This window comes from Bradyrhizobium sp. USDA 3262, from assembly GCF_054060035.1.
In genome coordinates, this window is sequence record NZ_JBSSCT010000001.1 from 3,936,445 (window position 1) to 3,961,498 (window position 25,054).

Annotated in this window: 22 protein-coding genes; 10 read left to right on the forward strand and 12 right to left on the reverse strand. The window is 65.1% G+C overall.

Features of this window, described 5'->3' with window-relative positions:
• Window positions 1-12 precede the first annotated feature (12 nt).
• The 10 genes from ACVWYP_RS18040 to ACVWYP_RS18085 form a co-directional block, all read right to left on the reverse strand.
• Window positions 13-1,524, reverse strand: a complete 1,512-nt coding sequence (locus tag ACVWYP_RS18040; RefSeq protein ID WP_304499261.1) for an ABC transporter substrate-binding protein — start codon at window positions 1,522-1,524, stop codon at window positions 13-15.
• A gap of 18 nt (window positions 1,525-1,542) precedes the next feature.
• Window positions 1,543-2,640 carry an ABC transporter ATP-binding protein gene (locus ACVWYP_RS18045; RefSeq protein WP_304499262.1) on the reverse strand — a complete coding sequence of 366 codons (1,098 nt, stop codon included), beginning with the start codon at window positions 2,638-2,640 and terminating at the stop codon, window positions 1,543-1,545.
• Window positions 2,637-3,626 (reverse strand): ABC transporter ATP-binding protein, encoded by a 990-nt coding sequence (locus ACVWYP_RS18050; RefSeq protein WP_304499263.1) that lies wholly within the window; start codon window positions 3,624-3,626, stop codon window positions 2,637-2,639. Before ACVWYP_RS18050 ends, ACVWYP_RS18045 begins: the two co-directional genes overlap by 4 nt.
• Window positions 3,623-4,333 carry a DUF1028 domain-containing protein gene (locus ACVWYP_RS18055; RefSeq protein ID WP_304499264.1) on the reverse strand — a complete coding sequence of 237 codons (711 nt, stop codon included), beginning with the start codon at window positions 4,331-4,333 and terminating at the stop codon, window positions 3,623-3,625. Before ACVWYP_RS18055 ends, ACVWYP_RS18050 begins: the two co-directional genes overlap by 4 nt.
• Before the next feature lie 294 nt (window positions 4,334-4,627).
• On the reverse strand, window positions 4,628-6,433 hold the full coding sequence (locus tag ACVWYP_RS18060) for a gamma-glutamyltransferase family protein (RefSeq protein WP_304499265.1): 1,806 nt from the start codon (window positions 6,431-6,433) through the stop codon (window positions 4,628-4,630).
• A 112-nt stretch (window positions 6,434-6,545) separates the two neighbouring features.
• Window positions 6,546-7,538, reverse strand: a complete 993-nt coding sequence (locus ACVWYP_RS18065) for an ABC transporter ATP-binding protein (RefSeq protein ID WP_304499266.1) — start codon at window positions 7,536-7,538, stop codon at window positions 6,546-6,548.
• Window positions 7,535-8,518, reverse strand: a complete 984-nt coding sequence (locus ACVWYP_RS18070) for an ABC transporter ATP-binding protein (protein WP_225160752.1) — start codon at window positions 8,516-8,518, stop codon at window positions 7,535-7,537. The genes ACVWYP_RS18065 and ACVWYP_RS18070 overlap by 4 nt, the downstream gene beginning before the upstream one ends.
• The gene (locus ACVWYP_RS18075) at window positions 8,515-9,474 is read right to left on the reverse strand and encodes an ABC transporter permease (RefSeq protein WP_225160751.1); all 960 of its coding nucleotides are present in this window, start codon (window positions 9,472-9,474) and stop codon (window positions 8,515-8,517) included. Before ACVWYP_RS18075 ends, ACVWYP_RS18070 begins: the two co-directional genes overlap by 4 nt.
• Window positions 9,475-9,484: 10 nt before the next feature.
• Complete coding sequence (locus ACVWYP_RS18080) at window positions 9,485-10,465, reverse strand: ABC transporter permease (RefSeq protein ID WP_038383837.1); 981 nt, start codon at window positions 10,463-10,465, stop codon at window positions 9,485-9,487.
• A gap of 103 nt (window positions 10,466-10,568) precedes the next feature.
• A complete protein-coding gene (locus ACVWYP_RS18085) occupies window positions 10,569-12,164 on the reverse strand; it encodes an ABC transporter substrate-binding protein (RefSeq protein ID WP_304499267.1) in 1,596 nt (531 codons plus the stop codon).
• Between the two features lie 398 nt (window positions 12,165-12,562).
• Here ACVWYP_RS18085 and ACVWYP_RS18090 point away from each other — a divergent pair, with 398 nt between their 5' ends.
• The 6 genes from ACVWYP_RS18090 (at window position 12,563) to ACVWYP_RS18115 (ending at window position 20,415) form a co-directional block, all read left to right on the forward strand.
• Window positions 12,563-12,811 (forward strand): DUF6489 family protein, encoded by a 249-nt coding sequence (locus ACVWYP_RS18090; RefSeq protein ID WP_018270495.1) that lies wholly within the window; start codon window positions 12,563-12,565, stop codon window positions 12,809-12,811.
• A gap of 8 nt (window positions 12,812-12,819) precedes the next feature.
• A complete protein-coding gene (locus ACVWYP_RS18095) occupies window positions 12,820-13,611 on the forward strand; it encodes an alpha/beta hydrolase (RefSeq protein ID WP_304499268.1) in 792 nt (263 codons plus the stop codon).
• Window positions 13,612-13,670: 59 nt separating this feature from the next.
• Entirely contained in the window at window positions 13,671-15,221 is a 1,551-nt protein-coding gene (locus ACVWYP_RS18100) for a WS/DGAT/MGAT family O-acyltransferase (RefSeq protein ID WP_028338799.1), read from the forward strand.
• A 12-nt stretch (window positions 15,222-15,233) separates the two neighbouring features.
• Window positions 15,234-16,229, forward strand: a complete 996-nt coding sequence (locus ACVWYP_RS18105; RefSeq protein WP_304499269.1) for an alpha/beta fold hydrolase — start codon at window positions 15,234-15,236, stop codon at window positions 16,227-16,229.
• A 124-nt stretch (window positions 16,230-16,353) separates the two neighbouring features.
• Window positions 16,354-19,587, forward strand: coding sequence for a bifunctional cytochrome P450/NADPH--P450 reductase (locus ACVWYP_RS18110; protein WP_304499270.1), 3,234 nt, complete (start codon window positions 16,354-16,356; stop codon window positions 19,585-19,587).
• A 153-nt stretch (window positions 19,588-19,740) separates the two neighbouring features.
• Window positions 19,741-20,415 carry a spermidine synthase gene (locus tag ACVWYP_RS18115; RefSeq protein ID WP_304499271.1) on the forward strand — a complete coding sequence of 225 codons (675 nt, stop codon included), beginning with the start codon at window positions 19,741-19,743 and terminating at the stop codon, window positions 20,413-20,415.
• A 65-nt stretch (window positions 20,416-20,480) separates the two neighbouring features.
• Here the strand turns inward: ACVWYP_RS18115 and ACVWYP_RS18120 are convergent, their stop codons facing one another.
• Both ACVWYP_RS18120 and ACVWYP_RS18125 read right to left on the reverse strand, forming a co-directional pair.
• Entirely contained in the window at window positions 20,481-20,876 is a 396-nt protein-coding gene (locus ACVWYP_RS18120) for a nuclear transport factor 2 family protein (protein ID WP_439711194.1), read from the reverse strand.
• 254 nt (window positions 20,877-21,130) lie between these two features.
• Window positions 21,131-22,051, reverse strand: coding sequence for an alpha/beta fold hydrolase (locus tag ACVWYP_RS18125; RefSeq protein WP_304499273.1), 921 nt, complete (start codon window positions 22,049-22,051; stop codon window positions 21,131-21,133).
• A gap of 178 nt (window positions 22,052-22,229) precedes the next feature.
• Here ACVWYP_RS18125 and ACVWYP_RS18130 point away from each other — a divergent pair, with 178 nt between their 5' ends.
• The 4 genes from ACVWYP_RS18130 (at window position 22,230) to ACVWYP_RS18145 (ending at window position 24,973) form a co-directional block, all read left to right on the forward strand.
• The gene (locus ACVWYP_RS18130; RefSeq protein ID WP_028338794.1) at window positions 22,230-22,613 is read left to right on the forward strand and encodes a hypothetical protein; all 384 of its coding nucleotides are present in this window, start codon (window positions 22,230-22,232) and stop codon (window positions 22,611-22,613) included.
• On the forward strand, window positions 22,610-23,692 hold the full coding sequence (locus ACVWYP_RS18135) for a PHA/PHB synthase family protein (protein WP_304499274.1): 1,083 nt from the start codon (window positions 22,610-22,612) through the stop codon (window positions 23,690-23,692). The genes ACVWYP_RS18130 and ACVWYP_RS18135 overlap by 4 nt, the downstream gene beginning before the upstream one ends.
• 26 nt (window positions 23,693-23,718) lie before the next feature.
• A complete protein-coding gene (locus ACVWYP_RS18140) occupies window positions 23,719-24,315 on the forward strand; it encodes a GNAT family N-acetyltransferase (RefSeq protein WP_038383826.1) in 597 nt (198 codons plus the stop codon).
• Window positions 24,316-24,496: 181 nt separating this feature from the next.
• Window positions 24,497-24,973 (forward strand): phasin, encoded by a 477-nt coding sequence (locus tag ACVWYP_RS18145; RefSeq protein WP_028331816.1) that lies wholly within the window; start codon window positions 24,497-24,499, stop codon window positions 24,971-24,973.
• Window positions 24,974-25,054: the final 81 nt, after the last annotated feature.

A 25,054-nucleotide genomic window follows, 5' to 3' on the forward strand; every position in this document is an offset into this window, starting at 1 on the left:
GCGCTGTGGCGATCATTTCAATTTCAGCCCGACCACGCGCACCAATCCGTCCGGCATCTGCCGGTAACCCTCGACCTTGGTGGAGTGCGCGATCAGGAGTGTGCGGTGATAGATGTAGATGATCGGCTCGTCATTGAGCACGATCCTGGTCATCTTCTCGTAGATCGCCTTGCGCTGGGCGGGATCGTTGATCAGCCGCGCATCTTCCATCAGCTTGTCGGCTTCCGCGTTGGAATAGCCGCCGTCGTTCTGCGGCGCCTTGGTGTGCAGGAAGACATAGGAATTGCCGTCAGGATCGATCCGGCCGCTCCAGTTGATCTGAAACACCTGAAATTCGCCGGCCTGGGCCTGCTTGAAAGTCGTCGCAAATTCGACCACGCGGATCTTGATGTCAAAGCCTGCTTCGGCCGCCATCGACTGCACGACCTGGGCCACGGCTTCGTTCTCGGCGCCTTTGGGGACCATGTAGTCGATGGCGACGGGCAGCGTGACACCGGCCTCCTTCAGCAGCGCCTTGGCCTTGGCAATGTCGCGTCCCCGAACCGGAAACGCCTTCTGATAGTAAGGATGCGTCGGGCTGACCCACTGATTGCCCGGCGTGAACTCGCCGTTGAAGACGACCTGGTTGAGCGCCTCGCGGTCAATCGACAGATCGAGCGCCTGGCGCACCTTTTCCGACTGGCTGAGCGGCCCCTTGCTCTTGTCGTTGCCGAGGTTGATGGTAAGGCCGAGATAGCCGAGTTCAGGCGCGGTCGACAGCACGAGCCGCTTGTCAGCTCGGACGTCCTTGATATCGGTGGCGAGCACGCGCTCGATCAGGTCGAGCCCGCCGGATTTCAGATTGGCGAGCCGCACCGTGGCATCGACGATAGGAAGGAACACGATGCGATCGATGAAGACGTTGTCCTTGTTCCAGTAATCCCCGAATTTCTCGAACACCATGCGGTCCTGCTGCACGCGTTCGACGAACTTGTAGGGTCCGGCGCAGACTGGATGCAGCCCGAATTTGTCGCCCGCTTCCTTCACCGCTTTCGGCGAAACCATCATGCCGGCGCGGTCGGTCAGCTGGGCGATCAGCGGCGAGTAGGGCGTCTTGAGCACCAGCTTGATGGTCAGGGGATCAACGACGTCGACGTGGTCGAGCGCAGCCAATTCCGGTTTGCGAAACGAGGTCGGCAGCGTCAGATGGCGCTCCAGCGAGAATTTGGCGGCTTCGGCGTCGAACGGCTCACCGTCGTGGAACTTGACGCCCGGCCGGAGCTTGATCGTCATCTCTTTGCCGTCGGCCGAGTTCTCGTAGGACAGCGCGAGCTGCGGAACGATGTTCAGCTTCTCGTCAATGTCGAACAGCTTGTCGCAGAAGGCTGAAAAGACGATGCGGCCGACATAGGTGCGTCCGATTGAAGGATCGAGGATGTCGGGGTCCTCGGCGAGCCCGATGCGAAGTGTCGTCTCGGCATGCGCGCTCGTTCCGCACCAGGTCACGAGGGCCGCCATCAGGACCGCCAAGCGCCAAAATCTCATCGCCAACCCCCTTATTCCCTACGCCTTTGTTCCCTGTGAAATAACCCCGGGCCGCCCCGAGGCTTCCGCCGCATTGAACGCCGCCACCAGCTTTTCCAGTGTCGGCGAGAACCCGCCATCGGAAGGCACGATCGCCTCCGCGCCGGGCAGCTCGCGCGTCCGGTGACAGGCCGTTGCATATCCGGTGCCATCTTCGCGCAACTGCGGCACTTCGCTGCGGCAGCGCGCAATCACATAGGGACAGCGGGTATGGAAGCGGCAGCCGGAGGGCGGATTCAGCGCGCTCGGCAGCTCGCCCTCCAGCACGATGCGGCTGCGCCTGGCGCGCGGCTTCGGCACCGGGATCGCCGACAACAGCGCGCGGCTATAGGGATGGCGCGGCGCGGCGAACAGCGCTTGGGCATCGGCGGTCTCGACGATGGTGCCGAGATTCATCACCGCGACGCGATCGGCGATGTGCTTCACCACGGCGAGATCGTGCGAGACGAAGATGTAGGCAAGCTTCAGGCGATCCTGCAGGTCGCGCAGCAAATTCAGGATCTGGGAACGGATCGAGACGTCGAGTGCCGACACGGGCTCGTCGCAGATGATCAGCTTCGGCTCGACTGCGAGCGCGCGGGCAATCGCGATGCGCTGGCGCTGGCCGCCGGAGAATTCGTGCGGATAGCGGCGCGCAAAGCGCGGCTCGAGCCCGACCAGGCGCAACAGCTGCTCGACCCGCGCGCGGCGGTCCGCGGCCGGGACGAGATTATGCAGCGCCAGCGGCTCGGTCAGGATCTGGCTCACCGTCATGCGCGGGTTGAGCGAGGCGTAGGGGTCCTGGAAGATCAGCTGCGCGTCGCGGCGGAAGGCGCGCAGCTGCCCGGCATTGAGCGTGCCGAGGTCGCGGCCCTCGAAGCGGATCCGTCCGGCGTCCGGCTCGATCAGCCGCAGCACCAGCCGGCTGACGGTGGATTTGCCGCAACCGGATTCGCCGACCAGCGCCAGCGTCTTGCCGGCCTCGACCGTGAAGCTGACGCCGTCGACCGCCTTCACATGGGCGGTCGGCCGGCCGAACAGCGAGCGTTCGGCGACGAAATGCTTCACCAGCCCTTCGACCTCGAGCAGCGCGGTCATGACACCAGCCGCTCCAGCGGCGCGCGGATGCAGCGCGAGGCGTGGGTTGGGCTCAGCATCGCGAGCGGCGGCGGCGATTGGGTGCAGGCAAGTTCCACGAACGGGCAGCGCGCGGCAAAGCGGCAGCCGGCGGGCGGGTTGGCCATATTCGGCACCATGCCCTCGATGGTGGCGAGATGGCTGGTGCGGCGGTCGAGCCGCGGGATCGAGCCGAGCAGGCCGACCGTGTAGGGATGCTGCGGATTGGCAAACAGCTCGTCGACCGGCGCGCGCTCGACGATTTCGCCCGCATACATCACCGCGACCTCGTCGCAAACTTCGGCGACGACGCCGAGATCGTGGGTGATCAGGATGATCGCGGCGCCGCTCGCGGCCTTCAGCTCCCGCATCAGATCGAGGATCTGCGCCTGCAAGGTGACGTCGAGCGCGGTGGTCGGCTCGTCGGCGATCAGGAGCTGCGGATCGCAGGCCAGCGCCATCGCGATCATCACGCGCTGGCGCATGCCGCCGGACAGCTTGTGCGGAAACTCGTCGATGCGCTTCTCGGGCGAGGGGATGTGCACGCGGCGCAGCAGCTCGATGGTGCGTTCGCGCGCCGCGCGCCGGGAGCCGCCGCGGTGGCGCAAGATGGTCTCGGTGATCTGGTCGCCGATGGTGAAGCTCGGGTTGAGCGAGGTCATCGGCTCCTGGAAGATCATCGCAAGGCGATTGCCGCGCAGGTCGCGCAGCGTCGTATCAGGCACGTCGAGCAGGTCGAAGCCGTCGAAGCGGATCGCGCCGGAGACCGCGGCGGATTGCTTCGGCAACAGCCCCATGATCGCGAGCGAGGTCACGCTCTTGCCGCAGCCGGACTCGCCGACGAGGCCGAGCGTCGCGCCCTTGGCGACGGAAAGATCGACGCTGTCGACGGCATGCGTCTTGCGGCCGTCATCGCCCTGGAAGGTGACGCGCAGGCCTTCGATCTCGATCAGCGGGCCTGCCGTCATTCGCGGCTCGTGGTTGCCGTGGCGATGCCGGCGTCGATTGTGGCGCGATCGCTGGTTCCGGCCGGGTTGCCGCGGGTCGGCATGAAGCTCCGGAACGGCACCCAGTGCTCGCGGCTGACGGCTTCCAGCCGCTCAAGCTCGCGCAGGGGATCGGCGTGGTCGTCGACGCGCAGGTCGAGCGCCGGCCATTCCTCCGCGCCGTGGATCAGAAGCGCCGCCGATTGCTTGCCGCGCTTGTCGCCGCCGGCCGCTTCGCCGGCGAACATCGCCTTGATCAGCCGTTCCGCGAACGGCAGCGTCTCGTTCTCGGCATAAACGCGCGCGGTCCCGTCGAGCACCGCGGGTCCTGCCAGCATGTTGCCGGCGATCGAGAACCCGTCGCCGGCGATATGGCCGAACCAGTCGATGCAGTCCTTGCCGGAATGCGCCGCGATGCGGCCGCTGGCGTCCATGACATGTAGCTGCCGGCTCTCGCGGCCGCTGTCGGGCGTAATCAGCGCCGCGATCACCTCATGCGGGCTGTTGCCGCCGCGTAACAGCGCGAGGCCGTCGATGCCGTAGTAGGGATTGACCAGCGCCTGCGTCGCCACCGCGCCGATCCCGGATGCGATGTGCGGCACCAGCGCGCCGACCGCGAAGAACCGCGTCGCGACGGCGATGCCGAGCTGGCCGGTGGCGCTGTCGCGGGCGATGATCGACCAGGTCATCTCGTGTCTCTTCTCCCTCTCCCCGCTCTTCGCGGGGTCGAGACGAGCGAAGCTCGCTCTGAGAGGGGTGGGGTGAGGGGCTCGTTCCGCGAAAGCGGCAGATGTGGGGTTTGCGGAGCCTCCCCCTCACCCGTATCGCATCTTCGATGCGACATAGCCGAAGCTCCGCTTCGGCGTTCTTGAGGACGGCCGCCGTGGGCGGCCTGTGCCTCTCCCCGCAAGCGGGGCGAGGTGGAGTTTGAGGCTTGGCCCGCAATTTGATCCGACATCATCATGATACGATGGTCATCTCGTCTAGCGGCCTGCGGCGTAACCCTGCATGCCGCGCGGATTGGCGGCGGCGCGGCGGCGGGCACCGACCTTCGAGGCCGCGGTGAGGCGGCCTTCCGACCAATCGGGACCGATCTCAACCACATGGCCGCGGCGTTTCAATTCGTCGATGGTCGATTTCGGCACGCGGTTTTCCAGCACCAGCACGCCGGGCCGCGAGGTGCGCGGCCAGAACGAGATCGGGAAATGCTCGGAGTGCCAGGCCGGCGCGTCGATCGCCTCCTGCAGATTGAGCCTGGCGTGGACATGACGCAGGAAGAACTGCGTGATCCACTGGTCCTGCTGGTCGCCGCCGGGCGAGCCCCAGGAGAGATACGGCTCGCCGTCGCGCAGCGCCATGGTCGGCGACAGCGTGGTGCGCGGCCGCTTGCCCGGCGCAAGCGAGGCAGGGTGGTTCTCCTCGAGCCAGAGCATCTGGGCACGGCTGCCGAGGCAGAAACCGATCTCGGGAATCACCGGCGAGGACTGCAGCCAGCCGCCGGACGGCGTCGCCGAGATCATGTTGCCGGCCTTGTCGATGATGTCGAAATGCACGGTGTCGCCACGCACTTCGCCGAACCGGCCGACGGTCGGCTCGCCCGCGCCCATGGCGCCGACCGCTTCGCGATGCCCTTCGGCGTGTCGCAACTTCACGACGCCGCCGAAGCCTTCGACCGAGCCGGGGCGGAAGTCGAGCGAGGCCTTGTCTTTTGAGATCAGCTTGCGCCGTTCGTTGTTATAGGCATCGGACAGCAGCGTCTCGATCGGGATCTCGGTGAACTTCGGGTCGCCGTAGAACGTCTCGCGATCGGCATAGGCGAGCTTGGCGGCTTCGATCTGCAGATGGATGAAGTCGGGACCTGCGGGATCGAGCCCGTCGAGCTCGAAACCTTTCAGCAGCGCGAGCTGCTGCAGCATCACCGGACCCTGGCTCCAGACCCCGGCCTTCTGCACGGTATAGCGGCCGTAGTCGTAGGTGAGGGGCGCCTCGATGGTTGGCTGCCAGCGCGCCATGTCGTCGGCCGACAACACGCCGCGATGCGGCGAGCCGGAGACGTCCATCACCTCCTGGGTACGGCAGAACTTGTCGATCGCCTCGGCGACGAAGCCCTTCGACCAGGCCTGCCGCGCGCGCTCGATCTGCGCCACGCGATCGCCGCCGGCGCTCTCCGCCTCGCTCAGGATGCGGGCGTAGGTCTCGGCGAGTTTCTTGTTGGTGAAGATGGTGCCAGGCTTCGGCACCTCGCCACCAGGCAAATAGACGTCGGCCGATGTGGTCCAGTATTTCCGGAACAGTTGTTCGACGGTCTTGATGGTGGCCGATGCACGCTCGACCAGCGGATAGCCGTCGCGGGCGTAGGCGATCGCGGGCTCCAGCACGTCGCGCAGCTTCATGGTGCCGTAGTCGCGCAGCAGCAGCATCCAGGATTCGAATGTGCCGGGCACGCAGGCCGCAAGCAGGCCGGTGCCGGGTACCATCTCGAGGCCCTCGCTGCGATAATGCGCGATGGTTGCCTTCGCCGGCGCTGGGCCTTGGCCGCAGATCACCTCGCTCTTGCCGCGCTTGACGTCGTGCACGATGATCGGCACGTCGCCGCCGGGGCCGTTCAGATGCGGCTCGACCACCTGTAGCGTAAAGGCGGTGGCTACTCCGGCGTCAAAGGCGTTGCCGCCTTTCTCCAGCGTTGCCATGCCGACCGCGGTGGCGATCCAGTGCGTCGAGGTGACGACGCCGAAGGTGCCTTCGATCTCGGGCCGGGTTGTGAACGGATCGGGGTTGATGTTGCTCATGGCGATTGACGGTTCGTCGGTTTGTTGTTGGGCCTCTTCGGCGGGCGCACTTGATCACAGGCCGGCTGGTATGCCAACCGCTTGGTGGACATGGCCGCTCCCATCCGCGTGATCATGCCGGAACGGCGGCGGGACTGTTGACGGCATGGCAGGCGACGCCGTCGATCAGTTCCGGTGTCTTCTCGCGGCAGAGATCGAAGGCGAGGGGACAGCGCGGGTTGAACGAGCAGCCCGGCGGCGGATCGATCGGATTCGGAATCTCGCCCTTCACCGGGATCCGCTGGCGGCCGGACATCGCAAGGTCCGGAACCGCGCCGAGCAGCATCTTCGTGTAGGGCATCCGCGGGTTCTCGAACAATTCCCGACCCTCGGCGATCTCGACGATGCGGCCGAGATACATCACGCCGATCCGGCTCGCCATGTGGCGGACCACCGCGAGATTGTGGCTGATGAAGAGATAGGTGAGGCCGAACTTGTCCTGCAGGTCGCGCATCAGATTGAGGATCTGCGCCTGCACGGAGACGTCGAGCGCCGAGGTCGGCTCGTCGCAGACGATGAACTCGGCCTCGGACGCCAGCGCGCGGGCGATCGCGATGCGCTGGCGCTGGCCGCCAGAAAATTCGTGCGGGAATTTTTGGCCGTCGTCGGGGTGCAGGCCGACCAGCGAGAGCAATTCGCCGACCCGGGCCTTGATGTCGCGCTCGCCCTGGATCAGGTCGAAGGCGCGGATCGGCTCGGCGACGATGGCGGCGACCCGGTAGCGCGGATTGAGGCTCGCATAGGGATCCTGAAAAACCATCTGGATGCGCCGGCGCAAGCGGCGGCGCGCCTGGCCCTGCCGCGGGTCGGTCATCGAGACTCCGTCGATGACGACCTCGCCCGAACTCGGCGGCAGCAGGCCGACCACCATGCGCGCGACGGTGGTCTTGCCGGAACCGGATTCGCCGACCAGCGCGAAGGTCTCGCCGCGCTTGATGTCGAAAGAGACGCCGTCGACGGCTTTCAGGAATTCGAGATGGCCGCCCTCGATCACGCGGTTGAGCCACGGCTTGGAGACGTCGAAGACGCGGCGCAGGTTCCTGACCTCGATCAATGTCCCGCTCATGCCGCCGTCTCCTTCGCCGGCTCGAACAGATGGCAGGCGACGGATTGCGTGCCCTGCCGGATCGGCTCGGGGCGTTCGACGTGGCAGCGATCGAAGGCAAACGCGCAGCGCGGATTGAACGGGCAGCCCGGCGGGATCGCCGACAGCCGCGGCATCGAGCCGGGGATCTGCACCAGGCGCTTGTCCTCGCCGGCGAGGGTCGGGATCGCGCCCATCAGGCCCTTGGCATAGGGATGCAGCGGGTTACGCACCACCTCCTGCACCGGGCCGATCTCGGCGATGCGGCCGGAATACATCACCGCAACGCGGTCACAGGTCTCGGCGATCACGCCCATGTCGTGGGTTACCAGCATCACGGCGGTGCCGTGGTCGCGGCCGAGGCGCTTGATCAGCGCGATGATCTGCGCCTGCACGGAGACGTCGAGCGCGGTGGTCGGCTCGTCGGCGATGATCAGTTCGGGCTCGGCGCAGATCGCAAGCGCGATCACGACGCGCTGGCGCATGCCGCCGGAGAATTCGTGCGGATAGCCGTCGATGCGCTTCTCCGGCGCAGGAATGCCGACCTCGGCCAACAGATCGATGGCGCGCCTGCGCGCGGCGCTCTCGCTCAGATTGCTGTGGGTGCGAATGGTCTCGATGATCTGGTCGCCGATCCGGTAGAGCGGATTGAGGCTGGTCAGCGGATCCTGGAAGATCATGCCGATCCGCTTGCCCCTGATGCGGCGGATCTCCTCCGGCGGAAGATGGTCGATCCGCGTGCCCGATAGTTCGATCTCGCCGCCGGAAATGCGGCCGGGCGGATCGATCAGCCCGATCACGGCAAGGCCGGTGACCGATTTGCCGGCGCCGGACTCGCCGACCACGCCGAGCACCTCGCCCTTGGCGATGTCGAACGACACGCCGTTGATGGCGCGCAAGGTCGCACGGCGGGTGACGAATTCCACCTCGAGATTGCGCACGGAAAGAACAGGCTTGGTCATCGGAGCTTTGGATTGAGGGCGTCGCGCAGCCAGTCGCCGAGCAGGTTGATGGAGAGGATCAGGCCGGCCAGCGCAATGCCGGGGAAGGCGACGATCCACCATTCGCCGGCGAACAGATAGTTGTTGCCGATCCGGATCAGGGTGCCGAGCGAGGGCATGGTGTCGGGCATGCCGGCGCCAAGGAATGACAGCGTCGCCTCGGTGATGATCGCGAGCGCGAGGTTGATGGTGGCGATGACGAGGATCGGGCCCATCGTGTTCGGCAGCACGTGCCGCAGCATGATCTTCGGCGCCGGCAGGCCGATCAGCTGCGCCGCGGCCACGTAATCCTTGTTCTTCTCGACCATCACCGAACCGCGCACGGTGCGGGCATATTGCACCCAGAAACTGAGGCCGATCGCGATGATGAGGACGCCGAGCGTGCTCATCTCGTCGAGCCGGTTGCCGAGCAGCGATTTGGCGACGCCGTTGACCAGCAGCGCGATCAGGATCGCGGGGAAGGTGAGCTGCACGTCGGCGATCCGCATGATCACGGTGTCGACCACGCCGCCGAAATAGCCTGCGATCAGCCCGAGGGCGATGCCGAGCGCGCCGGCAAAGACCACGCCGGCCAGGCCGACCGCAAGCGAGATGCGCAGGCCGTAGAGGATCGCCGAGAGCACATCTCGGCCCTGCTCGTCGGTGCCGAGCAGGAACGGGCTCTGGCCGTCGGCGGTCCACAGCGGCGCGATCCGCGAGTTGATCAGCTGCAGCTGCGCCGGGTCGAACGGGTTCTGCACCGCGAGCCACGACGCGAAGATTGCGAGCAGAAAGAACAGCAGCGTGATCACGGCGGCGACCATCGTCAGCCTGGAGCGGCGGAACGAATAGAAGATGTCGCTGTCGAGCGCGCGCCTGAACCAGCCGGCAGGGGCCTGGTGGTCTTGGGAGCGATGGGGGACGACGGCATCGGACATCGGTCAGCCCTCACGCCGCGCGGCCGACGGTCGACCGCAAGCGCGGATCGACCACGGTGTAGAGGATGTCGACCACGAGATTGATGGTGACGAAGATCAGCGAGACCATCAACAGATATGCGGCCATGATCGGGATATCGACATTTTGCACGGCCTGCACGAACAGAAGTCCCATGCCCGGCCATTGGAACACGGTTTCGGTGATGATCGAGAAAGCAATAACCGAGCCAAACTGTAGGCCGGCCACCGTGATCACGGGAACCAGGGTGTTCTTCAGCGCATGGCCGAAATGGATCGCGCGCGTGGTCAGGCCGCGGGCGCGGGCGAAGCGGATATAGTCGGTTCGCAACACTTCCAGCATTTCGGCGCGCACCAGCCGCATGATCAGGGTCATCTGGAACAGCCCGAGCGTGATCGCCGGCATGATCAGCGCCTTCAGGCCCGAGACGGTCAGCAGTCCGGTGGTCCACCAGCCGAGCTTCACCACCTCGCCGCGGCCGAAGGAGGGCAGCCAGCCCAAGGTCACCGCGAACAGATAGATCAGGAGGATGCCGATCAGGAAGGTCGGCAGCGAAATGCCGATCAGCGATACCGCCTGGAATAATTTGGCAAGCACGGTGTCGCGGCGCAGCGCCGAATAGACCCCCATCAGGATGCCGGCCACCATCGCGAACAGCGTCGCGCAGATCGAAAGCTCCAGCGTCGCCGGCAGCCGCTCCGCCAGCAGCGAGGAGACCGGCAGGCGGAACTGGTAGGACACGCCGAACTTGAACTGCAGCGCATTGATGAAGTAGCGGCCGAACTGCACCAGCACGGGATCGTCGAGGCCGAGCGACTGCCGGATTTCAGCGCGCTGCGCGGCCGAGGTGTCGATCGAGACGATCTGGTTCACCGGGTCGCCGGCGAAGCGGAACATCGCGAACGCAATCACGCCCACGGCGAGCATCACGCCGATCGCCTGCAGGAAGCGGCGAAGAGTGAAAGCCAGCATCTCTACCTTTCACTGCTTTTGACATTCGGCGCGCGGCTTTGCGCGGCCGGAAGACGAGCGGTCCCGGAAGCCTGCGCTTCCGGGACCCAATTCGCCAAAGCCACTATTCACCCTGTTTGGTCGCCCAGTAGAGCAGCACCTGGTTGTCCGCGCGCTGGGTCAATTTGACCTTTTTCGACACGCCCCACACCAGCGGTTGCTGATGCAGCGGAATGTAGCCGTAATCCTTGATGACGATGTCGTAGGCCTGCTTGATCAGCTGGTCGCGCTTGGCAGTGTCGCCCTCGATCAGGACCTTGTCGGTGAGCGCGTCGACTTCCTTGTTGCAATAGCCGCCGAGATTGGCCTCGCCCCGGGTGGCATCCTTCGGATCGTCGCGGCAGCCGAGGATGTCGTGCAGCACGTTGTGCGAGTCGGACGTCGCGGGCGTCCAGCCCAGCATGAAGAACGAGGTCTGGTAGCCGCCGGGCTTCAGCACCTTGGCGAAATACTGCGCCTTCGGCTGCGCCAGCAGGTTCACCTTGACGCCGATGCGGGCCAGCATGCCGACCACCGCCTGGCAGATCGCGGCGTCGTTGACATAGCGGTCGTTCGGGCAGTCCATCGTGACTTCGAAGCCGTTCGGATAGCCGGCGTCGGCCAGCAGCTTCTTGGCACCATCAGGATCGAGCTTCGGCCGGGTGAATTCCTTCGACAGCGGATAGAGCTCGGGTGCGATCATCAACGTCGAGGGGGTCGACATGCCGCGCATGACGCGGGTCTTGATCAGATCGACGTCGATGGTCTTGTAGAAAGCTTCGCGGACGCGGATGTCCTTGAACGGATTCTTGCCCTTGATGTTGGAATACAGCAGCTCGTCGCGCGCCGTATCCATGCCGATGAAGATGGTACGAATCTCCGGCGCGGTCATGACGGTGGCGACGCCGCTGGAATTGACGCGCTGGATGTCCTGGAGCGGAACCGGTTCGATGACGTCGACTTCGCCCGAGAGCAGCGCGGCCACGCGGGTGGCGTCGGAGCCGATCGGGGTGAAGATGATCTCCTTGAGATTATGCTCGGGCTTGCGCCAATAGCCGGGAAACGCCTTGAACACGGTTTTCACGCCGGGCTGGTGGCTCTCGATCGTGAAGGGGCCGGTGCCGTTCTCGTGCAGCGCCGCGTAGCTCGGCGTGGTTGCGGAGGCCGGCGTCGGTGCAACCGAGTTGTTCTCCTCGGACCACTTCTTGTCCATGATGTACCAGCTATCCCATTGCGAGATCAGGATGGGATTGGGCGAGTCCAGCGTCACGTCGACGGTGTAATCGTCGACCTTGCTGAACTTGGCGTCGGCCGGGACGTTGCTGAGGAAATTCGAGCCCTTGGCGCGGACGCGCTCGGCCGAGAACAGCACGTCGTCGGCGGTGAAGGGATCGCCATTGTGGAATTTCACGCCCTTGCGCAGATGGAAGCGCCATTTGGTCGGGCTCAGCGTCTCCCAGCTTTCCGCCAGGGCTGGAATGATCTTGAGGTCCTTGTCGCGCGCGGTGAGGCCTTCGTAGACGTGGGCGTGGTGCGCGATCGTCGTGGTTTCCTTCAGCGTGTAGGGATCCAGCGACTTCAGCTCGCCCTGGTTGGCATACTTCAACGTCTGGGCCGATGCCGGCCAAGCAAAGGCGACGAATGCGACGGCAGCCGCCGCAAAACTCCAACGTACCGACATGTGATCCCGCGTCCCCGTTTTTGTCCGCCGGCTGCTGTGTCCGGCTGGTATTATCGATCCATGTTGCCAGAGTTTATCGGCTGCGCAAGCGCGATTTGCCAAAGGGTTAACCGGTTTGCGCGGGTGCAGCGCAATGAAGCGATCTAGGAGCAGGCGGCAGGCGCGAACGCGTGACATTCGACTTTCGGAGTGTCGCTTGTCGCTCCCGGGAAAGATCTCGGGCGCGCCGCGCTATGCCGGCCGCTTCAGCCAGTTTGGAGCAACGGCTCCAAACGGTTTGGTTGACCATAACGGATGATTGAGGCCGACTGCCCCCCGGGGCAGGTACGGCTCGCTTGCGCAACTCGCCCCGTCGCGGCGATACTATGGCGGGCCAAGGCGCATTTGAGGAGGCGGATATGAAGGTCAACGTCGAGATAGATTGTACGCCCCTCGAAGCGCGGCAGTTCTTCGGCCTGCCGGATGTGGCGCCGATGCAAACCGCCGTCATGGACAAGCTGCAGCAGCAGATGCTGTCGAACATCGAGAAGATTTCGCCGGAATCGCTGATGCAGAGCTGGTTCACCTTCGATCCCAAGCTCGCCGAGCGCTTCCAGGACATGTTCGTGGCGATGGCAGGCTTCGGCGGCGCGAGCAAGAAGAAATAGTGGCCGGCATGGACAGGAGCGTTGATGGGACCGAACGCCGGTTGCGCCCGCCGAGCCTGTTCCTGATGCTGGCGGAGGCGCGCGGCGTGCTCGAGCTCAATTCGAGCCTGCTGCTGTCGCCTTTGCTGATGCGGGCGCCGAGAGGCGATGGTCATCCGGTGCTCGCCTTGCCGGGCTTTCTCGCCAGCGACCTTTCGATGGCGCCGATGCGGCGCTATCTGAAGGAGCTCGGCTATGATGCCTATGCCTGGAACATGGGCCGCAATTTCGGCGGGATTTCCAGCAGGCGGGCTGCGCTGCGCGACCTGCTGAAGCGGGTCTATGAGGCGTCCGGGCGCAAGGTCTCGATCATCGGCTGGAGCCTCGGCGGCGTCTATGCGCGCGACCTGGCGTCGCAGATGCCGGAGCTGGTGCGCTCCATCATCACGCTGGGCAGCCCGTTCGCCGACGACATCCGCGCCACCAATGCGACGCGGCTCTATGAGCTGTTGTCCGGCGAAGCTGTGGGTGACATCCCTGAGATCCGCGCCGCGATCGCCGGCGACATGCCGGTGCCGACAACCTCGATCTATTCCCGCACCGATGGCATCGTGAACTGGCGGACCTCGCGCGTGCGGCCGTCGGCCACCGCCGAGAACATCGAGGTGCATTTCGCCAGCCATATCGGCCTCGGCGTCAATCCCGCGGCGCTGTGGGCGATTGCGGACCGGCTGGCCCAGCCGGAAGGGGAATTCCGGCATTTTGACCGCTCGGGCCCCTTTGCCATTGCCTACGGGCCGGCAGAACAGGCACTATCCTGACCAAACGACGAGAAGCGCCGCCCAAGGCGCCCGCGTAAGTAGGCTCTCGGGAGGAGATCATGAGCGACGCCAAGAAGCTGTCCTCGCTGGACGCATCGTTTCTCTATCTGGAAACGCCGGAAATGCCGATGCATGTCGGCAGCATGGCGATCTTCCGCCTGCCCGACGGCTACAAGGGCGACTTCTTCGAGGAGTTCAAGGCGATGATCGCCTCGCGGCTGCACATCGCGCCGATCCTCAAGGCACGGCTGCAGAAGGCGCCGCTCGACATCGATCATCCGTCCTGGGTCGAGGACGATCAGTTCGACATCGACCGTCACATCTTCCGCGCCAGCCTGCCCGCGCCGCACGATCGCGCGACGCTGGAGCGTATCGTCGGCTGGATGCACGCCAAGCTGTTGAACCGCGCCCGCCCGCTCTGGGAGTTCTACGTCTTCGAGGGCATGAAGGACAACGAGATCGGGCTCTATTCCAAGATGCACCATGCCTGCATCGACGGCGGCGCCGGCGCGGCGCTGACCAGCATGATCTACGACCTGACGCCGGTGCCGCGCGAGATCGAGCCGCCGAGCGCGAAGAAAGTCGCGCAGGAGCCGCGCGACATCGCGGCCAATCTGATCGACGCCTATCAGCAGCTCTGGACCCAGCCGTTCGAGGCGGCCGCCGCCGCGCAGAAGAGCCTCGAGCTGCCGCGTTCCGGCAAGAGCGACCTTGGCTCGATCCTGTTCGACAACGCCATGTTCCAGATCGAGAGCGCGGTGAAGTTCGCCGGCTCCATGCCGACGGTCATGAAGAGCCTGTCCGACGTCGTCGCCAAGGTCGCCGATCCGAGGTCGCGCGAGAGCCTGCAGGCGATGTCCTCGCCGCCGACCATCCTCAACAAGGCGATCTCGTCCGAACGCAGCTTTGCCGGCACCTCGATCTCGCTGTCGCGTGCCAAGGCACTGGCGAAGGCGTCCGGCGGCAAGCTCAACGACGTCGTGCTGGCGCTCGCCTCCGGCGTGGTGCGGCGCTATCTGATCAGCCAGGGCGCGCTGCCGAACAAGTCGCTGACGGCAGGTGTTCCGATCTCGCTGCGCGAGGAGGGTAACGCCGAATCCAACAACCAGGTGTTCGGCATGATCTGCTCGATCGCGACCGACATCGAAGACCCCAGGAAGCGGCTGGAAACCATCATCGCGCAGTCGACCAGGTCCAAGGAGATGTCGCATCCGCTGCGCGCCTTGGTGCCGCAGGTCACCAACATCTCGCTGCTGGGCGCGCCGATCCTGGTGCAGATCCTGGCGCTGCTCTACAGCCGCTCCGACCTCTCCAACGTGCTGCCGCCGGCCACCAACATCACGGTCTCGAACGTGCCGGGGCCGCGGCAGACGCTGTATGCGGCGGGTGCCGAGCTGCTGCACATCTTCCCGGTTTCGATCTCGACCCACGGCGTGGCGCTCAACATCACCGTGCAGAGCTACCGCGATCAGCTCGATTTCGGTTTCATCGTGGGCGCCAACATCATTCCCCACGTGCAGGTGATGTGCGACATGCTGCCGCTCGAGTTCGATGTACTCGAGGCGGCGTTCGCTCCCCCGCCTGCGGACATCAAGGGCGCAGCCGAATAAGGATCCCTGTCGATGATTGAGATGCCACCGCTGCAGTTCGCCGAGACGAACGGCATCCGCATGGGGTTTTATGAAGCAGGCCCCAAGACCGACACGCCGCCGGTTGTGCTGTGCCACGGCTGGCCTGAACTGGCGTTCTCCTGGCGCCACCAGATCAAGGCGCTGGGCGAGGCCGGCATCCGGGTGATTGCGCCGGATCAGCGCGGCTATGGCGCGACCGACCGGCCGGAGCCGGTCGAGGCTTACGACATGGAGCACCTGACCGGCGACCTCGTCGGCCTGCTCGACCATCTCAAGATCGACAAGGCGATCTTCGCCGGTCACGACTGGGGCGGCTTTGTCGTCTGGCAGATGCCGCTCAGGCATCCTGCGCGGGTCGCCGGCGTCGTCGGCGTCAACACGCCGCATTGGGACCGTGCGCCGATGGATCCGATCGCGCTGTTCCGCCAGCGCTTCGGCGACCACATGTACATCGTCCAGTTCCAGGATCCGGGGCGCGAGCCCGACCGCATCTTCGGCAGCCGCGTCGAGCAGACCTTCGACGCCTTCATGCGCAAGCCGGCGCCGCGTCCGGCGGATGCGCCGCCCGAACAGCCGATCGCCGGCGTCGGCGCCTCGGCGCGGCTCAATCTGGCATTTCCGCAGATGATCGCGAATTACGACGCCAAGCATGATCCGCGCACGCCGATCCTGTCTGCGGACGAGAAGAAGGTGTTCGTCGACACCTTCACCAAGACCGGCTTCACCGGCGGCATCAACTGGTATCGCAATTTCACCCGCAACTGGGAGCGCTCGGCCGGGCTGGACCATCACGTCCGGGTGCCGTCGCTGATGATCATGGCCGAGAACGACGCGGTGCTGCCGCCCTCGGCCGCCGACGGCATGGAGCGGCTGGTACCGGACCTCGAGAAGTACCTGGTCAAGGACAGCGGCCATTGGACGCAGCAGGAAAAGCCTGACGAAGTCAGCGCGAAGCTGATCGAATGGCGCAGAAAGCGGTTTGGGTGACGACGACGTCGTCATTCCGGGGCGATGCGCAGCATCGAACCCGGAAGCTCGAGATTCCGGGTCTGGTCCTCCGGACCATCCCGGAATGACTGATGAGCTCGGGGTTAGAAGGGGCACTTCGAAGATGGCGTCCGGCAACAGACTGAGTCCGATTCCGCATCCGCCGACGAAGCCGGTGGTCGGCAACATGCTGTCGCTGGACTCGACCGCGCCGGTGCAGCATCTCGTCAAGCTCTCCAAGGAGCTGGGACCGATCTTCTGGCTCGACATGATGGGCGCGCCGCTCGTGATCGTGTCCGGTCACGATCTGGTCGACGAGCTCTCCGACGAGAAGCGCTTCGACAAGGCGGTGCGCGGCTCGCTGCGCCGGGTGCGCGCGGTCGGCGGCGACGGCCTGTTCACCGCCGACACCAAGGAGCCGAACTGGAGCAAGGCGCACAACATCCTGATGCAGCCGTTCGGCAACCGCGCCATGCAATCGTACCATCCGAGCATGGTCGACATCGCCGAGCAGCTCGTCAAGAAATGGGAGCGCCTCAACGCCGACGAGGAGATCGAGGTCGTCCACGACATGACGGCGCTCACCCTCGACACCATCGGCCTCTGCGGCTTCGACTACCGCTTCAATTCGTTCTACCGCCGCGACTACCACCCGTTCGTGGAATCGCTGGTGCGCTCGCTCGAAACCATCATGATGACCCGCGGCCTGCCGCTCGAGGGTCTGTGGATGCAGAAGCGGCGCAAGACGCTGGCCGACGACGTCGCCTTCATGAACAAGATGGTCGACGAGATCATCGCCGAGCGGCGCGGCAACACCGCCGCGACCGACGACAAGAAGGACATGCTGGCGGCGATGATGACCGGCGTCGACCGCGCCACCGGCGAGCAGCTCGACGACGTCAACATCCGCTACCAGATCAACACCTTCCTGATCGCCGGCCACGAGACCACCAGCGGCCTGTTGTCGTGCACGATCTACGCGCTGCTGAAGCACCCGGAGGTGCTGAAGAAGGCCTATGAGGAGGTCGATCGCGTCCTCGGTCCCGACGTCAACGCGCGGCCGACCTATCAGCAGGTGACGCAGCTCACCTACATCACCCAATGCCTGAAGGAGGCGCTGCGGCTGTGGCCGCCGGCGCCGGCCTACGGCATCGCGCCGCTCAACGATGAGACGATCGGCGGCAAGTACAAGCTGAAGAAGAACACCTTCATCACCATCCTGGTGATGGCGCTGCACCGCGATCCCAGCGTCTGGGGTCCGAACCCCGACGTGTTTGATCCCGAGAATTTCAGCCGCGAGGCGGAGGCCAAGCGGCCGATCAATGCCTGGAAGCCGTTCGGCAACGGCCAGCGCGCCTGCATCGGCCGCGGCTTCGCCATGCACGAGGCGGCGCTGGCGATCGGGATGATCCTGCAACGCTTCAAGCTGATCGACGTGCATCGCTATCAGATGCATCTGAAGGAGACGCTGACCGTCAAGCCGGATGGCTTCAGGATCAAGGTACGGCCGCGCGACGACAAGGACCGCGGCGCGTTCGCCGGCAGCACGGGCGCGGTTGCAGTCGCGCCGAAGGCCCCGCGCGCGCCGACCACGCGCCCGGGCCACAACACGCCGATGCTGGTGCTCTACGGCTCCAATCTCGGCTCCGCCGAGGAACTGGCAACCCGCATGGCGGATCTGTCGGAGATCAACGGCTTCGCGACGCGGTTGGGTCCGCTGGACGATTATGTCGGCAAGCTGCCGGAGGAGGGCGGCGTGCTGATCATCTGCGCCTCCTATAATGGCGCGGCGCCCGACAACGCCACGCAGTTCGTCAAATGGCTCGAGAGCGACCTGCCGAAGGACGCCTTCGCCAAGGTCCGTTACGCGGTGTTCGGTTGCGGCAACAGCGATTGGGCCGCGACCTACCAGTCGGTGCCGCGCTTCATCGACGAGCAGCTCACCAAACATGGCGCGCGCGCCGTCTATCCGCGCGGCGAGGGCGATGCGCGCAGCGATCTCGACGGCCAGTTCCAGAAATGGTTCCCGGAGGCGGCCAAGGTCGCGACCAAGGAATTCGGCATCGACTGGAATTTCACCCGCACCGCCGAGGACGAGCCGCTCTACGCGATCGAGCCGGTGGCACAAGGCGCCGTCAACACCATCGTGACGCAGGGCGGCGCGGTGCCGATGAAGGTGCTCGCCAACAGCGAGCTGCAGGCCAAGAATGGCGCCCATCCGTCGGAGCGGTCGACCCGGCACATCGAGGTCGAGCTGCCGGCCAACCTGAAATACCGTGTCGGCGATCATCTCAGCGTGGTGCCGCGCAACGATCCGACATTGGTCGATTCCGTTGCGCGCCGCTTCGGCTTCCTGCCGGCCGACCAGATCCGTCTGCAGGTCTCGGAAGGCCGCCGCGCGCAATTGCCGGTCGGCAATGCCGTGTCGGTCGGGCGGCTGCTCACCGAGTTCGTCGAGCTGCAGCAGGTCGCGACCCGCAAGCAGATCCAGATCATGGCTGAGCACACCCGCTGCCCGGTGACCAAGCCGAAGCTGATGGCCTATGTCGGCGACGACGATGCCGCGGCGGGGCGCTATCGCACCGACGTCCTGGCGAAGCGCAAATCGGTCTTCGACCTGCTCGAGGAATATCCGGCCTGCGAGCTGCCGTTCCACCTCTACCTCGAAATGCTGTCGCTGCTGGCGCCGCGCTATTATTCGATCTCGTCGTCTCCGGCCGCCGAGGCGCAGCGCTGCAGCGTCACCGTGGGCGTGGTGGAGGCGCCGGCAAGTTCCGGGCGTGGCATCTACAAGGGTATCTGCTCGAACTATCTGGCGCGCCGCCGCGCCGGCGACACCGTCCACGCCACCATCAAGGAGACCAAGGCAGGATTCCGCCTGCCCGATGACAATGCCGTGCCGATCATCATGATCGGGCCGGGCACCGGGCTCGCACCGTTCCGCGGCTTCCTGCAGGAGCGCGCCGCGCGCAGGGCGCAGGGCGCGACGCTGGGGCCGGCGCTGCTGTTCTTCGGCTGCCGGCACCCCGAGCAGGACTTCATCTATGCGGATGAGCTGAAGGCGTTCGCAGCCGACGGCGTCAGTGAACTCCATACCGCGTTTTCACGTGCCGATGGCCCGAAGACCTATGTGCAGCACCTTGTCGCGGCGCAGAAGGACCGGATCTGGGAGCTGATCCAGAAGGGCGCGATCGTCTATGTCTGCGGCGACGGCGGCAAGATGGAGCCCGACGTCAAGGCGACCTTGATGTCGATCTATCGCGAGCGCACCGGTGTCGACGCCGATGCAGCCGCGCGCTGGATCGAGGAAATGGGCACCAGGAACCGCTACGTGCTCGACGTCTGGGCAGGTGGGTAGGCTTGCGGCCTAGGATGACCGTGATGCATCCCTATCGTCGTCCCTGCTTTCGCCGGGACGACACGGAGTTTGTTGCGCCATTCGTGAGTCACTATTTCGCATTCTCCGGACGCGAGCTTCGCCCGCCCTGACGGCCATGATACAAGCCGCCGCATGATTCCATGGGAAAAGATCGATACCGCGCGCATTCCCGGCACCGAGGGTGAATTGCGTCTGATGCGGCGAGGCCGCGAATTCTCGATCATGCTCGGGGCCAACGAGCTGATGAACAGCCGCCTGTCGGGCTCGGAAGAGGCGCTGGCGACGCTTGCCGCAAAGAAGATCGAGAAGCTCGCACGGCCGCATTTTCTGATCGGCGGCCTCGGCATGGGCTTTACGCTGCGGGCCGCGCTCGCCGTGCTCGGGCCCGAGGCGAGAATCGTGGTGGCCGAACTGGTGCCGGCGGTCGTCGCCTGGGCGCGAGGCCCGATGGCGGAGATCTTCGGCGACAGCCTGAACGATCCGCGCGTCGGCATCCGGGAGGAGGATGTTGCCAGCGTGATCGAACGCCAACCGCTCAGCTTCGATGCCATCCTGCTCGACGTCGATAACGGGCCTGAAGGTCTGACCCGCAAGGCCAATGACGCGCTGTATGATGTCTCCGGGCTCAGGATCGCTCACACTGCATTGCGGCGCGGCGGCGTGCTCGCCGTCTGGTCGTCCGGTCCGAATGCCAAGTTCCCGAAATCGCTGTCCCGGGCCGGGTTCGCGGTCAACGAAATTGCCGTCCGAGCCACCGGCCGGGGCCGCGGTGTCCGCCACGTGATCTGGATCGCGGTCAAGGAATAGCCGGCGTCCCGGCGCGCTTGCCAGCCTGATCATGCCAGCGGCCGAGCACAAGCCGTCACGAAGCCTCAGAACATCGTGTTGCTGTTGGCCGGGTTTTCCGGAACGGGCTGCACCACGTCCCAATGCTCGACGATCTTGCCGTCCTCGAGCTTGAAGATGTCGACGATCGCATTGCCGCGGGTGCCGGGCTCGCGCACGGCGTGGACGTGCAGGATCACGTAGTCGCCGTCGACGAACGAGCGCTTGATCTCGCTGTGCGAGTTCGGAAACTTCTCGCGCAGGAAGCCGATGAACTTGCGGAAGCCTTCCGGGCTGTCGGCCGCGCCTGGATTGTGCTGCACATAGCGGTTGCCGACATAGGCGAGCGCCGCGTCGGCGTCCTTCTGGTTCAATCCCTTCTCGTAGAACGCCAGCACCGCCTTGCGGTTGGCCTCCTGCTGCGCCTCGCCGGCGGCCGCCATTGCCGATGAAGACGCCAGCGCGAGGAGGAGAGCGGCGACGGCTGTCCGTGGCCGGAGAAAGGTCTTCATCTGGGGACTCCCGGTGGCTGAGCGGTGGATAGCGCTCTCTACAGTGTCCATGCCGCGCCCGGAAGAACGCACTCCTGGCTCACATGGTTACCGGAAGATACCAGGGCCTCGTTCCGATTGAATCGGGACGGGACTCTCGATTCTGGCTTTGACGCGTTTCCTTCTCGCTCGAAAACGCTCCGGCCTCACGCCGCCTTCGCCGCCGCGCCATGCGCGTGCTTGTCGATGGCATCGATGATCTGCGGCCACATCGGAATCGGCAGGGCGTGGCCCATGCCTTCGATCATCACGAGCTTCGCGCCCGGGATCGAGACCGCGGTGTCCTTGCCGCCTTCGGGATGTACCAGCGGATCGATGGTGCCGTGGATCACCAGCGTCGGCACCTTGACGCCGCGCAGGCGCTCCTTGCGGCTGCCGGAGGCGAGGATGGCGCGGAGCTGGCGGCCGACGCCCTCCGGATTGAGGCCGCGCTCATAGGTGCGCCGCGCGCGTTCGGGATCGAGCGCCTCATCCTCGGGAAACGAGCCGTTGCGCAGGACTTTCCAGGTCTGCCCGAAGCGGACGAAATACTCTTCCTTGCTCTTCGGCGGCGGCGCCATCAGCACCGCGGTCGCCTCGCGGGTCGGCCCCGGGATCTTTGGATTGCCCGTGGTCGACATGATCGAGGTCAGCGAGCGCACGCGCTCGGGGAAGGTGATGGCAACCTCCTGCGCGATCATGCCGCCCATCGAGGCCCCGACCAGATGCGCGGTGCGGATGCCGAGCGCATCCATCAGCCCGATGGTGTCGCGGGCCATGTCGGCCAGCTTGTAGGGCGCTGCGACCGGGATCTTCAGGAAGCGGAGCTTGAGCAGTTCAAGCGCGGTCAGCCGCTTGCCGCCGCTCAGGCGGGAGGATTTGCCGATATCCCGGTTGTCGAATCGGATGACGCGAAAACCGCGCGCGGCGAGCTGGCGGCAGAACTCGTCGTCCCAATGGATCATCTGGGCGCCGAGGCCCATGATCAGGAGCAGCGGCTCGGCATTCGCATCGCCAAAAATCTCGTAGCAGATGTCGATGCCATTGGCGCGGATGATCTGCGGCGGCTGATGGGCGAGCGTGGTCACGGGCTTCCCCTGCTGGTGTCGCGGTCAGGAACCTCTATGCCACGGATTGACGCAGCGCAGAAGAGCCTCGGCGTCGCTGGTCGCGCCGCGCAGTTGACCGATCAGCAGCAACAGTGTCGTATGGCAGAAACAAATGGAAGCGCGGCAAGCGCTCGGATTTGGTGTGGAGGAGCGCCGCATGGCCGACAAGGGCAACGACCCTGCCGTGATCTGGCAGACGATGATTGGCGAGATGGAGAAGGGGTTCAACTCCTTCGGCAACCAGCTCATGACCTCGCCGGAATTTTCCAAGGCGATGAACCAGGCCGGCGGCGTCGCGGCCGGCGCGCAGAAGCAGCTTGGCGAGCTGATGGAGAAATATCTGCTGGCGATGAACCTGCCGAGCCGCGCCCAGCTCGTCGGCATGGCCGAGCGCCTGCAATCGATGGAGAACCAGCTCAACGAGATCAAGACGCTGCTGCAGCAGGTGCACCACAATTCGCTGGCGCCGGACGACGGCCACGGCGCAACGCCTCGGCCACCGCGCACAAAGCAGCCGCCAGCGGAGGGAGGCAGCAAATGAATGCTCCCACCCCCTTTGATTTCGCCTCGATCTCCGAGCGGGTGCAGTCCGAGGTGCAGCGCGCGATCCAGCGCAGCATCAAGGGCGTCGAGTATTTCTCGAGCTCCGGCCCGTCGCTCGGCTCGACGCCGAAGGACGTGCTGTATTCGCGCGGCACCATGAACCTCTATCACTACCGGCCGCTGGCCGACGAAGTCTATCGCGTGCCGGTGCTGATCATGATGGCGACCACCAACCGCGGCTACATCCTCGACCTGGTGCCGGGGCAGAGCTTCATCGAGTTCCTGCTCAAGCGCGGCTTCGACGTCTACATGCTGGACTGGACTGCGCCGAAGCCCGAGGAAAAATCGCTGCGCATGGAGGATTACGTCCTCGACTTCATTCCGGAATCGGTCCGCCGCGTGCAGCAGGATTCCGGCGAAAAGGACGTCTCGGTGATCGGCTATTGCTTCGGCGGCGTGCTGTCGCTGCTCTATGGCTCGATCTTCAACGACGGGCCGATGAAGAACCTGATCTGCTTCACCACGCCGATCGATTTCCGCGAGATGAAGCTGTTCTCGAACTTCGCCGACCGCCGCTATTTCGACGTCGACCGCCTGATCGACAGCACCGGCAACATGCCGCCCGAACTGATCCTGCAATCGTTCGACATGTTGCGGCCGGCCGCCCGTGTCGTCGGCCAGATCCAGCTCTGGGACAACATCTGGAACGACGAGTTCGTCAAGTCGTACCGGATGTTCGATCGCTGGGCGACCGACACGCTGCCGCTCGCGGGCGAATATTTCCGCGCCATCACCAAGGACCTGATGTGGGACAACAAGCTCTACAACGACACCATGACCGTCGGCGGCCGCGAGGCGAAGCTTGCCGACATCAAGGTGCCGATCCTGCACGCGGTCGCCGAGCACGACCACATCGTGCCGTATGATGCGGCAAAACATCTGATCACCAAGATCGGCTCCGAGGACAAGGAGGAGGTGATGCTGAAAGGCGGTCACGTCTCGCTGGTCGCCGGCGCCAACGCAATCAAGCGGCTGTGGCCGAAACTGGACTCCTGGCTGGGCAAGAGATCGACCTAAGAAGGGTCGACTTGAGAGAGATCGACATGACCGAACAACGTTCCTATCCGCGCCGCGTCAAGACCGAGGCGGGCGACATCGAGTTTCGCCTGATGATTCGGGACCACGAGGCCGCGGTGCTGGCCTTCGCGCAAAAGCTGCCGACGCATGATCTCTTGTTCCTGCCGCGCAACATCAGCCAGCCGAAGGTACTGTCGGCCTGGATCAACGAGATCGAGCGCGGCGACATCACGAGCCTGCTCGCGATCAAGGACGGCAAGGTGGTCGGTTGCGGCACCCTGGTGCGCGATCCGCATTCCTGGTCGCCGCATGTCGGCGAGATCCGGATGGTGGTGTCGCTCGACGTGCGCGGGCAGGGCGTCGGCCGGGCGCTGTCGCAGGAGACCTTCGCCATCGCGCTCGGTGCCGGGCTGGAGAAGTTCTCGGTGCAGATGACCGTCGACCAGCGGGCGGCGATCGCGCTGTTCGAGAGCCTCGGCTTCAAGGCGGAGGCCCTGCTGCGCGACCATGTCCGCGACGTCGAGGGCAAGACCCACGACATCGTCGTGCTGGGGCACAATGTGGCGCAGGTCCGGGCTCAAATGGAGGCGTACGGGGTGTCCGACGCGGTCAGTGGTAATTAGAAACCGTTTCCTGCTGGTTCTCTAGGCAATCTGCCGGATCTTCGTGCTGCTCACAGGTTCGTGATGTCGTGCTGCAACATCGATGTTGCGGCGCACCATGAGGTGTGTCATAACACCGTTGCCCCGGGCCAAACCGGACGGGGTGAGCCCATAGCTCAAACCTGAGGATGGAGAGACCCCAATGACCACCGAAACCAATTCCGTGCTGAACAGCGTCAAGGAAGCCTTCGCGCCCGTCACCGAGGCGTTCACCAAGCTTCAGAACCTGGAAGTTCCGGAAGCCGCCCGTGAGTTCGTGAAGAAGCAGGCCGAGGCCGCCAAGACCCGCGCTGCCGATGCCTATGCCGGCTCGGAGAAGGTGACCAACGTGATCGAGTCCGCTGTTGCCGGTTCGGTGACCGAAGCCGCCAAGATCAGCCGCAACATCCAGCAGGCGATCTACCAGGACGCCGAGGCGTTCTTCGCCGGCATCGACAAGCTCGCGTCCGCCAAGTCGCTGAGCGAAGCCGCCCAGATCCAGTCGGAGCTGGCCCGTGCGCGTGGCGAACTGTTCGTCTCGCGGGCGAAGGCCACCACCGAGTATCTCGGCAAGCTCGTCACCGACGGTGCGAAGACCGCGCAGGACAACTTCGCCAAGGTCTACGGCAAGACCGCCTGATCGCGCTTGCACTGACCGACTGCCCTTTTCGAAGGCCCGCCATTTGCGGGCCTTCTTTTTTGGCGGTGTCCTTCATAGCTC